A 12,231-nucleotide genomic window follows, 5' to 3' on the forward strand; every position below is an offset into this window, starting at 1 on the left:
GTGAATTGTAGATGATCAGGCGCTTTGGGCGTCGCCATCTTTTGACAAGCCGACTCGTAGGTCGCTGGCTTTGTAGATTGTTTCGCCATCGGCTTTCAGCCAGCCGTCAGCCGTTCCCAGCACCAGACGGCCACGCATGACGCGCTTGAAATCGATGCCATATTGCAGAAGCTTGGTGTGAGGGCGAACCATGCCCTTGAACTTCACTTCACCGGTGGACAGCGCCATGCCGCGGCCCGGCTCACCGAGCCAACCGAGGAAGAAGCCTGTCAGCTGCCACATGCCATCGAGGCCAAGGCAGCCCGGCATGATTGGATTGCCCTGAAAATGGCATGGGAAATACCAGTCGTTGGGGCTTACATCGTATTCGGCACGGATAAAGCCCTTGTCGAACTCCCCGCCGGTTTCGGAAATTTCGGTGATGCGATGCACCATCAGCATTGGTGGCAGGGGGAGCTGTGCATTGCCGGGACCGAACAACTCGCCGCGTGCGCAGCTGAGGAGCTCTTCATACCCGTAGCTCGATTTCTGTTCTGCCATTACGCCTCCCTTGAGGATCATTCTGATGTGGTCATTCCTGTTGTCAGGACCGACCGGGTTGTCGTCGTTTCCGGAACATCCCTAACACAGTCTGTTTCCGGCAGTAAAATATTGCAGAGGGTTTTCCCAAAAAAGCAGGGAATTACCATGCCTATTGATACTTAATTCGCAACGGCATATATCAATGTCAGTAGGCAATGGGCAACAGCCCGTTCAATGTTTGACGAAATTGCTACAAGCTTGTGACGGATCCAAGGGTGAATATGCAGAATTATCATGCCCACCACTCGATGGTTTCAATGGAAGAACGACTTCGCGGCGCTGGTTTGCGCCCGACGCGTCAGCGTGTTTCGCTCGCCAACCTGATCTATGCTCAGGGCGATCGCCACCTGTCCGCTGAAGACCTTCATGAAGAAGCGGTGCTCGCCGATGTACCGGTTTCGCTTGCGACCGTCTACAACACGCTGCATCAGTTTACCGAAGCCGGTATGCTGCGCATTATCGCGGTTGAGGGGTCGAAAACCTATTTCGATACCAATATTTCCGATCACCAGCATTTCTTCCTCGAAGGGGAGAATGTGGTTTTCGATATTCCGCATGGTGAGCGCGGCCAGCCGACGGTTTCCAATATGCCCGAAGCACCTGAAGGTATGGAAATCGTCAATGTGGATATTATCGTCCGCCTGCGCCGTAAAACGCGCTAAGCGTTCCGATATCGATTTTGAGAAAGCGGTCTTCTGGACCGCTTTTTGTTGCGCATCGTGGTCTAAAGTGATTCATCCGCCCCATCACCTTTCACAGGCGCATTTAACGCTGACCTCCCAACCAAGCATAAATGTGTCGAAAACGATTTGACTGGAGACATCTATGCGTAAGTTGATCATTGCGGCCACCGCATTCGCGCTATTCTCAACCGGGAGTGCTTTCGCTGAGAAGATTCGCATTGGAGTGACACCCGGTCCGCACGCGCAGATCATGGAAAAGGTCAAGGAAGTCGCAGCCGCCAAGGGCGTCGAGATCGATATTCAGGAATTTTCTGATTATGTGATTCCCAACATGGCTTTGGCTGATGGTTCGCTTGAGGCAAATTCGTTCCAGCATCAGCCTTATCTCGATAATCAGGTAGCAGATCGCGGCTTTCCGATTGAAACGGTAGCGCCGACGGTCAACTTCCCGATGGGCATGTATTCCAAGAAACTGAAGAATGTTTCCGAGCTGGCAGACGGTTCCACCATTGCTATTCCAAACGATCCGACCAATGGTGGCCGTGCACTTCTGGTGCTCGCCGATAATGGACTCATCAAGCTTGATGCTGCCAAGGGCCTGAAGGTTACGTCCATTGATGTAACGGAAAATCCGAAGAACTTGAAGTTTGTGGAACTGGATGCCGCACAGTTGCCTCGCTCGCTTGAAGATGTGGACGCTGCTGTCATCAACACCAACTACGCTTTGGAAGCTGGCCTGAACCCGGCAGGTGACGCACTTATCCGCGAAGGTGAAAAAGCACCTTACGTGAATGTGCTGGTCGTCCGTACGGCTGACAAGGATGCCGAATGGGTAAAGACGCTGATTAGCACCTATCATAGCCCGGAAGTGAAGCAGTTTATCGCTGAAACCTTCAAGGGCTCGGTAATCCCGGCCTGGTAATAGTTGGGTTAATCTGAAATGCCGGAGCGGGGCGAGTGATCGCCCCGTTTTTTTAATCTTTCAATTGCATCTCGATATTGGCAAAGGGAAAACCGTTATCGTCTTCAGCACGACGGCTGATTTCCTGAAAGCCGAGTTGCTTATAGAAGCGGTATGCTCTTTCATTATTGACATAAACTTCGAGCGAAAGTTCGCCCTTCATCGCCAAAGCGTAGGCAATCAACCTACGCCCTATGCCATGGCCTTGAGCGGCTGGATTGACGAACAAGCCGCCGATGAAACTGCCCAGTAGGCCGATAAAGCCGACAGGCTTGTTATCTATGATAGCAACCCAAGTCTCAGCCTTTTCGAGATAGACGTCTTCGATCAGCTTTTGTTGATCGCGAAGCAGGTCTGATCCCAGAAATGCATGAGCTTCAAGAGAAGCGCGATACCAGATTGACGATAAGGTTTCTTTGTCCGCAGCCTCATAGGCACGGATCGTTACCGACATATTTTTCATGATTATTCCAGAGTTTTGGTATGCACAAATATCCCACCGCAACGGTGGGGTTCAAATCCGTTAAAACGGCAGCGATGAACTTCTGCGCATAAAACTCCTTCTTAATTTGTTTGAGAGAAGTACCGTCACTGGCACTCACTCGTCAAGCGTCGACGTTTGCTTTCGTGGATCAGTCGAAAACTTCGTCGGGGTAAACGCCCCAGAGATCGGATTGTTTGATCCAGCCGCGAGTGCCCTGCATGTCCATTCGACACCACTGGCCATTGCATTGGCGAACTGTGCCGATCACATTGGGTTCGATTTCTGCCGCAAGCCCCGAGGTTTCGGTTGGGTCGCGATGCATGGTGATCATCGAACCTTCATTATTCTTGAGCCATGGTGCGGTGATTGCTGTGCGCTTGCCCGACAGAAGTGACTGATAAACCCAGCCTTCTGTGCCATCAGCATCGCGAATGCGGCGCCAGTTGTCGTATTCCTGAATGATTTCGACAGGCAGACCCGACTTCATAAAGAGCCAGGACACGGCATAGTCACGGCCCGGCCCCACGCGCAAGTTGACGCGCGCAGGCTTGAGACTCACAAAGCGTGGCACGGGCAGGCCACTTGCGCCCAGTGTCGTGCCTGATGTCGCTTGAGCCATTGCGGCATGTTGGTGCGATGCGCCAAGCGGTCCAATGACCAGCAGCATTACGATGCTGCCAAGCACTGCCATAAAAAAGCGTTGCGAAAGTACTCGGTACAATTCTGACCTCTCGCCGTCCTGTCATGTCGAGCAGTTTCAGGGCAAGGGGGAGGGACCGACTGAAACTCTGAAAACGAATAACTACACGGTTTTCCCGCTTGTGATCGAAAAACAGGTACAAGAGTTTTGGCTTTTGCATGCCTGTGAGGAATGCTGAGACTGCTCTGTTGCCATTTTACGATTCTGTTTTTCTTTGTCTTTGCCGCGCCGCCTTGCTAGAGATGTGCAGCCGAAGCAATATCCCATATTGCACCTTCTTGGTTAAGGAGGTCTCAACGCGGGATATTGGTTAAAGGATTTTCAGGAATTGTGAACCGCGTTTTGCGCCTGAAAATGCTTGAAAGCGACTTTTAGAGCTTTGCTCAAAAAATGGGGTGGAGATGTCGAACAAAAAGAAGCCACTGGTGGTTCTTACCCGAAAACTGCCGGACCCGGTTGAAACCCGAATGCGGGAATTGTTCGACGCACGTTTAAATATAGACGACCATCGCATGTCACAGCCTGAAATCATCGCTGCGATGAAAGAGGCTGATGTTCTCGTACCCTGCATCACTGATGTGATCGATGCGGCTGCGATTGAGCAGGCGGGACCAAATCTCAAACTGATCGCCAATTTCGGCAATGGCGTTGATAATATTGACGTGGCTGCAGCTGCAAAACGAGGCATTACGGTCACCAACACACCCAACGTGCTGACTGAAGACACTGCCGACATGACTTTAGCGCTGCTACTGATGGTGCCTCGGAGGCTCGTTGAGGGCGCGAATGTACTGAACGAGCGCGATGGAGAATGGCCGGGCTGGTCGCCGACATGGATGCTGGGACGCCGCATCTGGGGCAAACGCCTCGGTATCGTCGGGATGGGCCGCATTGGTACTGCCGTCGCACGGCGCGCTAAGGCTTTTGGCCTCTCGATCCATTATCACAACCGCAAGCGTGTCAGCGCGCAGGTCGAGGAAGAGCTGGAGGCGACCTATTGGGACAGTCTCGACCAGATGCTAGCTCGCATGGACATCATTTCGGTCAATTGCCCATCAACACCGGCAACATTTCACCTGCTTTCAGCCCGCAGAATAGCGCTCATGCAGCCGACAGCCTATCTGGTCAATACGGCGCGTGGTCAGATTATCGATGAGAATGCGCTGGTCGAGCTGATCGAACAGGGCAAGATTGCGGGCGCGGGGCTCGATGTGTTCGAGCATGAACCGGCCGTCAATCCGCAGCTTCTTTCGCTTGCTGAAAAAGGCAAGGTCGTTTTGCTGCCGCATATGGGGTCGGCCACGATCGAAGGCCGTGTGGATATGGGCGACAAGGTGATTATCAATATCCGGGCTTTCGTCGATGGGCATCGCCCACCGGATCGTGTCCTGCCTAATCGTGTTTGAAGCTATTTGCTGGCCGTAACCGAACCGTCAAGACTATCGCCGGCAATGAATTTCAGCACTGTATGTGCGTAGAGCCGGGGATTTTCGGCCGGGACGCCGTGACCGGAGTCGGGCAGGATAACCAGCCGTGCACCGGGAATATGATCCGCAATAAACTCGGTATGCTCTCGTGTGACCGCTGTATCGTGATCACCGATTACAATGGCGGTTCGCACCGTTATCTTCGACAGGTCTTCAGCTGTATAGTTCGGCTCATTCGCCCATAAGGCATGGATTTCCTTGTCGATGCTTTCATAGTGGCGCAGTTCGGGAAGCGGCTTGCCTTCAGCGCGCGCCAGCATGTAGCCGGTCGAGCCTTCTGGCGTGACATTGGCAGCTTGCGCAAACAGGCTTTTAAGCCGCTCGGGATAACGCATGGCAATATCAATGCCGATAATGCCACCATCGCTCCAGCCGACAAGATCGACCTTGCCGATGGTGAGATAATCCAGCAGTGCTACATAATCGTCGGCCATAAGCTCATAGGTGAGTGGATCGGTCGTGCGCGTTGAGCGTCCTTGACCACGGCTATCTGCGACAATCACCGTGTGATCACGTGCAAGAATTGGCAGCTGCGCGTCCCAGACATGCTGGTCTGATAAGCCGCCATGGATGAGAAGAATTGGCGGCCCTTTACCCACGACGCGGTAATACATCTCAATGCCATTGACGCTGGCAAAGCTGGCTGGCAAAGCGGTAATGGTCATGCGAGCAATTCTTTCAAAGGAGACGGCGGAAGGGAAAAAGGCGCCGAGGCCGAAAATCAGCCCCGCGATCCATATTGTTCCTTTGCCCGTCATCGTCTCACGCTTATGGCCTTCTGATCAGAGTTGGCAGGTCATAGAGATAGGCGATACGCTTGATTGCATCGTTCAGTGGCTCCATGGTCACTGTCATAGTGTGGCCGCTGGCATGGATGAGCATGTCAGGCGATGCGCAGATCGCGACATGACCTTTCCAGAACACCAGATCACCGCGCTTGAGACTGGAATAGTTAGCATCCGGTTCGATGATCTCGCCGAGGGTGGTCTGCTGCATATCCGAATCGCGCAAGACTTTGCGGCCCGAAACCCACATGGAAAGCTGAACGATACCGGAGCAATCAATACCAAAGCCCGATGTTCCGCCCCATAGATAGGGCGTGTGCAGCAGGGTCTCAGCAACGGCTACATAGTCAGGCGCATGCTGATCAAGGGACGCAAGGTGGCCTGCAATCAGGGCTTCGCCATTCTCAAGCAGTGCATATTGTGTGCCGCGTGTCTCAGCGGAACCGACAATACGAACGCGCGAGCCAAGCGAAAGAGCCTTGGTATGCGGGAAACGAAGATCAGAACCGGGGTAGATGAAAGTGCGCGGCACGATGACCATATGCGTCGCATCCGCGCCTGGTTTTTCCAGCGAGGCTGAGGATACGTAGCCTGTATAGCCGTCGCGCTCGGCCTGCGCCCAGCTCCAGCCATCCTGCTCTTCGAACACGCGTACCATATCGCCGAAAATGATCTGGGTTTGTGGGCCGCTGTCCGGTCGTGGTTCAGAACGAAGATCGACGACGGACGCAGAGACCTGCATCAAAGTGCCAGCAGTAAAACGGCTCGCTTCAACCTTCCCGCTCAACCGTTCATCAGCGAGATCGGGACGATAGGCGTTTAAGCGACGGTCGAGCATGCTCACAGTGGTAACTCCCTGGCCTTAGCGATCACCAGATCGCCCAATCTTTCGACATAAAGTGCGCCAGTAACTGTTCTCTTTACTAGCACATTTCGACGATCTTTTTCATCACGATGCCGGGATACAAGATTGAGCGTTCCCATCGTATCGAGAGCACGTGTAATCACCGGCTTGGTGACATTCAGTTTGGCTGCGAGCCCTCGCACGGTATGCGGCGGGGGCTCCAGATAAATGGTCAAAAGAATAGCCACCTGACGCGTGGTCAGATCGGGCATCTCGTCCCGCACCTGCTCCAGCGACAAGGTTCGCAGCAATGTTAGTGCCTGCAAAGGTTTCAGTTCAACGGGCATAAATCACAAGCCGCTTTCAATACGCGCATCTTGTCCCAAAACCGCTTCACGCTTTTCGCGATGCGTTCAATATCGTTTCGGACCCGTATCATTCAATGCTGTTTTTGTTTTGCAGGCAAGCGATTTCCTTTGGCGATCGTTGGGCCAGTCATCGGGCCGATTTCTGGGCAGGATATTTCTCTTTGAGAAGCTGGTAGAGGGCGCGGATTGCCTGTGCTTCACCACCAATCGGAGAGGCAGGTTTTTCCACCGGCACCCAGCCGTAGATGTCGAAATGTGCCCAACTTTTCGCCTTCTCGACAAAGCGGCTCAGGAACAATGCAGCCGTCACAGAGCCTGCAAAGCCATCGGTGGTGACATTATTGATGTCTGCTACGCGCGACGAAAGCTTCTGCGCATATGGCTGCCAGAGTGGCATACGCCAGAGTGGATCTGCTGTTTTAGCAGCCCTCTCTGCAATGCTTGCTGCAAGGGTGTCGTCATGCGTATAGAAAGGCGGTAAATCCGGACCGAGCGCTACGCGCGCGGCACCTGTGAGCGTTGCCATATCTATAATGAGTTCAGGTTCTTCTTCATCGGCCAGTGCCAGTGCGTCTGCCAGAACCAGTCGACCTTCGGCATCGGTATTGCCGATTTCAACCGTCAATCCCTTGCGGCTTTGCAGAACATCACTTGGGCGGAATGCATTACCCGCGATTGCGTTCTCGACAGCTGGTATCAGGACACGCAATCGAACAGGGAGCTTCGCGTCCATGATGATGGAGGCAAGGCCCAGCACATTGGCGGCACCGCCCATATCTTTCTTCATAAGCAACATGCCGCTTGCAGGTTTGATATCGAGGCCACCGGTATCAAAACACACGCCTTTGCCGACGAGCGTGATCTTTGGATCGCTGTCTTTGCCCCATTTGAGATCAATCAGGCGCGGTGCGATGCTGCCGGCACGACCTACTGCATGGATCATGGGCAAATTATGTTTCAGGAGAGCATCGCCTTCCACTGTGCTAATCGTTGCACCATTTTTGGAAGCAAGATCGCGTGCCGCTTGTTCCAGAGCATCAGGGCCCATATCATTGGTCGGCGTGTTGATGAGATCACGGGCAAGCGTTACAGCATCGGCGATACGCTGTGTTTCAGCGGCATCCACGCCTTCGGGAACTGCCAGACGGATCGTCTTGCCATTGCCCTTGCGGTAGCGCGTGAAACTATAGCCGCCCATGAGAAATGCGAGTGCTGTCAGTTCGGCATGATCAGGATTGCCTTCAATATGCCAATCACCCTCTGGCAGACTGCGGGCAAGCTTACCAGCTAGAAGCTGCGATTGACCGCCCTGTTCGTCATCGCCTGTACCAAACAGAGCGCCAGCGATTGATCCGTCCTTGCCCGGTAGCACAAGAACGCGTCCGGCTTCGCCGTTGAAATCATTCGCCCTTGCCCAGGACTGAGCATCAGGTGTCAGAGCCGCCTGATCGACCTTGTTCTTTCCGATGAACCAGATGGGGCGGCTGTCTGCTGATTTTGCGGTAACGATCTTAACGGTCATGACATTCCTCGGCGGTGAAAACTTTTAGAGCGCCATGCGCCCTGTTGGGCCCACAAAGTACGATGCGCTAGATACGTTAATAAGCAAATAGCCATCCGGCGGGAACCGGGTGGCTATTCAATTCTGTATGAAGGCCAAACAACTTGGAGCACATCCCGAAAAGTGGGAACCGGTTTTCGGAATAAGATGTGCTCAAAAAAATAGAGCATTTCCAATGGTTCAACTTAATCCAGAACTACTCTAGTTTCGTTCGACGAACTGAACCTGTGCGGCTGCGTTGTAATCGAAAGCAGAAGCGGGTTTTCCGGCGAAGAGCGCCATGCCACTGATGACAGCAATAATGGCAAGCGCACCGATGAGCGTGCATTCGATCATCGCTGCACCCGATCTGTTCTTGAAAAAGCGCGTCATCAAAGCCGGCATGTTACTTACCCTGAGCTGAAGTCTCGTTGGGGTTCCTTTTAATGCCCGCCAATTGTGATGAGTTTAAGAAACAAGGAAAATAAAGCGTTAATATTGCTCCAGAGAGGCTTAAGCATGACTTCGATCCGGTTTGGGTTAACGGATGGCAAATGCAGTTGCTGGGGCTTATATGAGTCTGGTTGAACTATTTGCTGGGAAGAGTATCAATGCCGGAATTGCCAGAGGTCGAGACGGTTCGCCGTGGGTTGCAGCCCTTCATGGAAGGCGCAAATGTCGAGCGGGTGGAGCAAAACAGACCCGATCTGAGGTTTCCTTTTCCCGATCAATTCATAGAGCGCATATCAGGCCATCGTATCGAGGCGCTGGGACGCCGTGCGAAATATCTGACCATGCATCTGGATGACGGGCTGTCTATTATCAGCCATCTTGGCATGTCCGGTTCGTTTCGCATTGAAGCGGATGATGCAGAGGGCATGCCCGGCGGTTTTCACCATGAGCGATCCAAAATCGCCAAACATGACCATGTCGTCTTTCATATGTTGCGCCAGGATGGCTCAAAAGCGCGCATCATCTATAATGACCCCAGGCGCTTTGGTTTCATGCTCTTTGCTGAAAAAGGCGCGCTTGATGATCATCCTTTGCTCAAAGGGCTTGGCATTGAGCCGACAGGCAACCGGCTTTCCGGCGAATTACTGGGCGCACTCTTTGAAGGTCGCAAGACGCCATTAAAGGCGGCACTGCTCGATCAGCGACTGATCGCAGGGCTTGGCAATATATATGTTTGCGAGGCTTTGTGGCGCTCACGGCTTTCGCCCATGCGTGCGGCAGGTTCTATTGCGAAAAACAAGGAGACGCTTGATCGCCTTGCCGAGGATATCCGCACCGTAATTGCAGAAGCCATCGCCGCTGGTGGATCGAGTTTGAAAGACTATATTCAGGCCGATGGCGCCCTTGGTTATTTTCAGCACTCATTCTCGGTCTATGGGCGCGAGGCGCAACCTTGTCGTGCTCCGGGCTGCACAGGCATGATTGAGCGCGCAGTGCAGGCGGGTCGATCGACCTTTTTCTGCGCATCATGTCAAAGTTGATATTTGGCTGATCTTGCCAAACGGAAACCGGCAGTACACCTTGTCCAGCAAATTCTGATCTGATGAAGGAGGAGAACTATTCCATGGCCTATGAAACGATCGTTGTTGAGACGCGCGGTGGCGTTGGTCTTGTTCGTCTTAATAGACCGCAGGCGCTCAATGCGCTCAACAGTACAGTTCTTAAAGAGCTGACCGAAGCCCTGGCTGCTTTCGACACCGATGGCAAAATCGGAGCGATCGTGCTCACCGGTTCGGAAAAAGCTTTTGCGGCCGGCGCCGATATCAAGGAAATGCAGCCGATCAACTTCGTTGACGCCTATTTGCAGGACATGTTTGCCGATTGGCGCAAAGTGGATCGTGTGCGCAAGCCGATCATTGCAGCCGTGTCGGGCTATGCGCTGGGCGGCGGTTGCGAGCTCGCTATGATGTGCGATTTCATTATTGCAGCCACTAATGCCAAATTCGGACAGCCGGAAATCACGCTTGGCGTTATGCCGGGCATGGGCGGCTCACAGCGCCTTGCGCGCTATGTCGGTAAATCCAAAGCCATGGATATGTGTCTGACCGGTCGCATGATGGATGCGGAAGAAGCCGAGCGTTGTGGTCTTGTCTCGCGCCTTGTGGCGCCTGAAGAACTGATCGAGGAAGCATTGAAAGCTGCCGAGCGCATTGCCTCCTTCTCGCAGCCTTCAGTTCAGATGGTGAAGGAATCGGTCAACCGTTCCTATGAGACCACACTTGATGAAGGACTGCGTTTTGAGCGCCGGCTGTTTCATTCGCTTTTTGCCACTGAGGACCAGAAAGAAGGCATGTCCGCTTTCATCGATAAGCGCACGCCATCCTTCAAGAATCGCTGATCGTCTGATCATAAGAGGCAATCAGACCGCGGCAGTTTAGCCGGGTGGGCTTTATTTGAGGCTCGAATTTAAGCCGGAAGGCCGCGTATCCGGCCTTTTGGCTTAGTTGCTCGTCAGAATCCTCGTTGACGCGGGAGCAAAGCTGATCTATAAGCCCGCCACGGATCGGCGGCCCTAGGCACTATGGCTGCCCTAGAGGTTTTGTGCCCGACGGTTATATCCGGTGGGCTGCTGACAGAAAAAGAGAGGCATTTATGGCCAATACTCCTTCGGCCAAGAAGGCAGTGCGCAAGATCACTGCCCGCACCGAAATCAACAAGTCGCGTCGCTCGCGCGTTCGTACCTTCCTCCGCAAGGTTGAAGATGCGCTCTTGAGCGGCGACAAGGAAGCAGCATCGGTTGCTTTCAAGGCTGCTGAGCCTGAACTGATGCGCGCTGCTTCAAAGGGCGTCGTTCACAAGAATACCGCTGCTCGTAAGGTTTCGCGCCTTGCTGCACGCGTTAAGGCATTGAACGCCTAATATAACCTAAAATTAAAACTAGGTTTTAGAAACCCGGCTCATTGTTAGCCGGGTTTTCTTTTTTGGAACTTTTTTAAAGAACAGCACCCATTAAACTAGGGGCATGTTTTTTAGAGATATTTTATATTATTTCAATAATCTCCAAGCTCTCGGAAAAATGAATGACTGAAATTCCTCTTTATTTTCAAAAACTTGCAAATCTTTATCCACAGTTATCCACAGGGCTCGCGAGGGACTCGGAAGACCGTCTGAGTCAAGCCATTTTTTTAAAATTTATTTTGTCGGAGAACATATCGTGGCCACCTAAAAAATCGGTTCGGGAAACGCATTGAATCCAAAGGTGTTATTTCTTTGACGCCCGATTCTCTGGCCCGCGACATCGACCATGCAAGTCTTAATTGAAGAAAAAACTGCAGATCTTAGGCTTGCTCTTTGCCGCGAGGCTTCGCTAAAGTCAGGACATCAGAGGGGTGGGCCCACGGCCCGGAGTTAGCATCACATTGAGTCTTCAATTGACGTGGGCAGTCTTGTCCGCGGGTGCTGAGTTCTGGTCTTTAAGGCCCTGTTCCTATTAAGTTTGTCTCTCATGGCTATTGCTTACCATTCATTAACCGGAATGCTGTTTTAGGCGCATCTTCGTTAATTGAATGGTTGTCGCAAGACCCGTTCCGGGCAATCAGCCTTGAGTAAGAATTGTATGAGTCGTAACGCGTAGCCGGAAAGGAGCATCCGGGCACCGATCCATGACAGCTGTTTGAAGCGTGGACTGTTTGAGTTTGTGTTTGGCCCTCTGAGTTAAGGGCCAGTGTGAAGTGAGTACCCGCGAGGCGACTGGATCATAAGGTCCGGCGGACCTAATGCAGGAAATAACGACAAGCGCCGCAAAAATGGCGCGTAAGAATGTGAAGGCAGGCGAGACGATGGCA

General features: G+C 52.8%; 14 protein-coding genes. 6 read left to right on the plus strand and 8 right to left on the minus strand.

Annotated features, from left to right (window positions below; genetic code table 11):
* Positions 1-15: 15 nt before the first annotated feature.
* Entirely contained in the window at positions 16-540 is a 525-nt protein-coding gene (gene fabA, locus CES85_RS22015) for a 3-hydroxyacyl-[acyl-carrier-protein] dehydratase FabA (RefSeq protein ID WP_095447803.1), read from the minus strand.
* Positions 541-803: 263 nt separating this feature from the next.
* On the opposite strand from fabA, the gene irrA reads away from it, so the two are divergent.
* Positions 804-1,244 (plus strand): iron response transcriptional regulator IrrA, encoded by a 441-nt coding sequence (irrA, locus tag CES85_RS22020; protein WP_095447804.1) that lies wholly within the window; start codon positions 804-806, stop codon positions 1,242-1,244.
* Positions 1,245-1,407: 163 nt separating this feature from the next.
* Entirely contained in the window at positions 1,408-2,187 is a 780-nt protein-coding gene (locus CES85_RS22025) for a MetQ/NlpA family ABC transporter substrate-binding protein (RefSeq protein WP_095447805.1), read from the plus strand.
* 52 nt (positions 2,188-2,239) lie between these two features.
* Here CES85_RS22025 and CES85_RS22030 read toward each other — a convergent pair whose 3' ends face one another.
* Both CES85_RS22030 and CES85_RS22035 read right to left on the minus strand, forming a co-directional pair.
* Positions 2,240-2,689 carry a GNAT family N-acetyltransferase gene (locus CES85_RS22030; protein WP_095447806.1) on the minus strand — a complete coding sequence of 150 codons (450 nt, stop codon included), beginning with the start codon at positions 2,687-2,689 and terminating at the stop codon, positions 2,240-2,242.
* 169 nt (positions 2,690-2,858) lie between these two features.
* Positions 2,859-3,431, minus strand: a complete 573-nt coding sequence (locus CES85_RS22035; RefSeq protein ID WP_095447807.1) for an SH3 domain-containing protein — start codon at positions 3,429-3,431, stop codon at positions 2,859-2,861.
* 380 nt (positions 3,432-3,811) lie between these two features.
* On the opposite strand from CES85_RS22035, the gene CES85_RS22040 reads away from it, so the two are divergent.
* Positions 3,812-4,816, plus strand: a complete 1,005-nt coding sequence (locus tag CES85_RS22040) for a 2-hydroxyacid dehydrogenase (RefSeq protein WP_024898326.1) — start codon at positions 3,812-3,814, stop codon at positions 4,814-4,816.
* A 2-nt stretch (positions 4,817-4,818) separates the two neighbouring features.
* Here CES85_RS22040 and CES85_RS22045 read toward each other — a convergent pair whose 3' ends face one another.
* The 5 genes from CES85_RS22045 to CES85_RS22065 form a co-directional block, all read right to left on the minus strand.
* Positions 4,819-5,655, minus strand: a complete 837-nt coding sequence (locus CES85_RS22045; RefSeq protein WP_095447808.1) for an alpha/beta fold hydrolase — start codon at positions 5,653-5,655, stop codon at positions 4,819-4,821.
* 10 nt (positions 5,656-5,665) lie between these two features.
* The gene (locus tag CES85_RS22050) at positions 5,666-6,520 is read right to left on the minus strand and encodes a C40 family peptidase (RefSeq protein ID WP_191793756.1); all 855 of its coding nucleotides are present in this window, start codon (positions 6,518-6,520) and stop codon (positions 5,666-5,668) included.
* Positions 6,521-6,522: 2 nt separating this feature from the next.
* A complete protein-coding gene (locus CES85_RS22055; protein ID WP_095447810.1) occupies positions 6,523-6,873 on the minus strand; it encodes a MarR family transcriptional regulator in 351 nt (116 codons plus the stop codon).
* 148 nt (positions 6,874-7,021) lie between these two features.
* Positions 7,022-8,416 carry a leucyl aminopeptidase family protein gene (locus tag CES85_RS22060; RefSeq protein WP_095447811.1) on the minus strand — a complete coding sequence of 465 codons (1,395 nt, stop codon included), beginning with the start codon at positions 8,414-8,416 and terminating at the stop codon, positions 7,022-7,024.
* Positions 8,417-8,656: 240 nt separating this feature from the next.
* Complete coding sequence (locus CES85_RS22065; RefSeq protein WP_095447812.1) at positions 8,657-8,839, minus strand: Flp family type IVb pilin; 183 nt, start codon at positions 8,837-8,839, stop codon at positions 8,657-8,659.
* 206 nt (positions 8,840-9,045) lie between these two features.
* Between CES85_RS22065 and mutM the strand changes: the two genes are divergently transcribed.
* The 3 genes from mutM to rpsT all read left to right on the plus strand — a co-directional run bounded on the left by mutM (position 9,046) and on the right by rpsT (position 11,305).
* Positions 9,046-9,927, plus strand: coding sequence for a bifunctional DNA-formamidopyrimidine glycosylase/DNA-(apurinic or apyrimidinic site) lyase (gene mutM, locus CES85_RS22070; protein WP_095447813.1), 882 nt, complete (start codon positions 9,046-9,048; stop codon positions 9,925-9,927).
* 83 nt (positions 9,928-10,010) lie between these two features.
* Complete coding sequence (locus tag CES85_RS22075; protein ID WP_024898319.1) at positions 10,011-10,784, plus strand: enoyl-CoA hydratase; 774 nt, start codon at positions 10,011-10,013, stop codon at positions 10,782-10,784.
* A 254-nt stretch (positions 10,785-11,038) separates the two neighbouring features.
* Positions 11,039-11,305 (plus strand): 30S ribosomal protein S20, encoded by a 267-nt coding sequence (gene rpsT, locus CES85_RS22080; RefSeq protein ID WP_095447814.1) that lies wholly within the window; start codon positions 11,039-11,041, stop codon positions 11,303-11,305.
* Positions 11,306-12,231 lie beyond the last annotated feature (926 nt).

The organism is Ochrobactrum quorumnocens, assembly GCF_002278035.1.
GTDB classification, from domain to species: domain Bacteria; phylum Pseudomonadota; class Alphaproteobacteria; order Rhizobiales; family Rhizobiaceae; genus Brucella; species Brucella quorumnocens.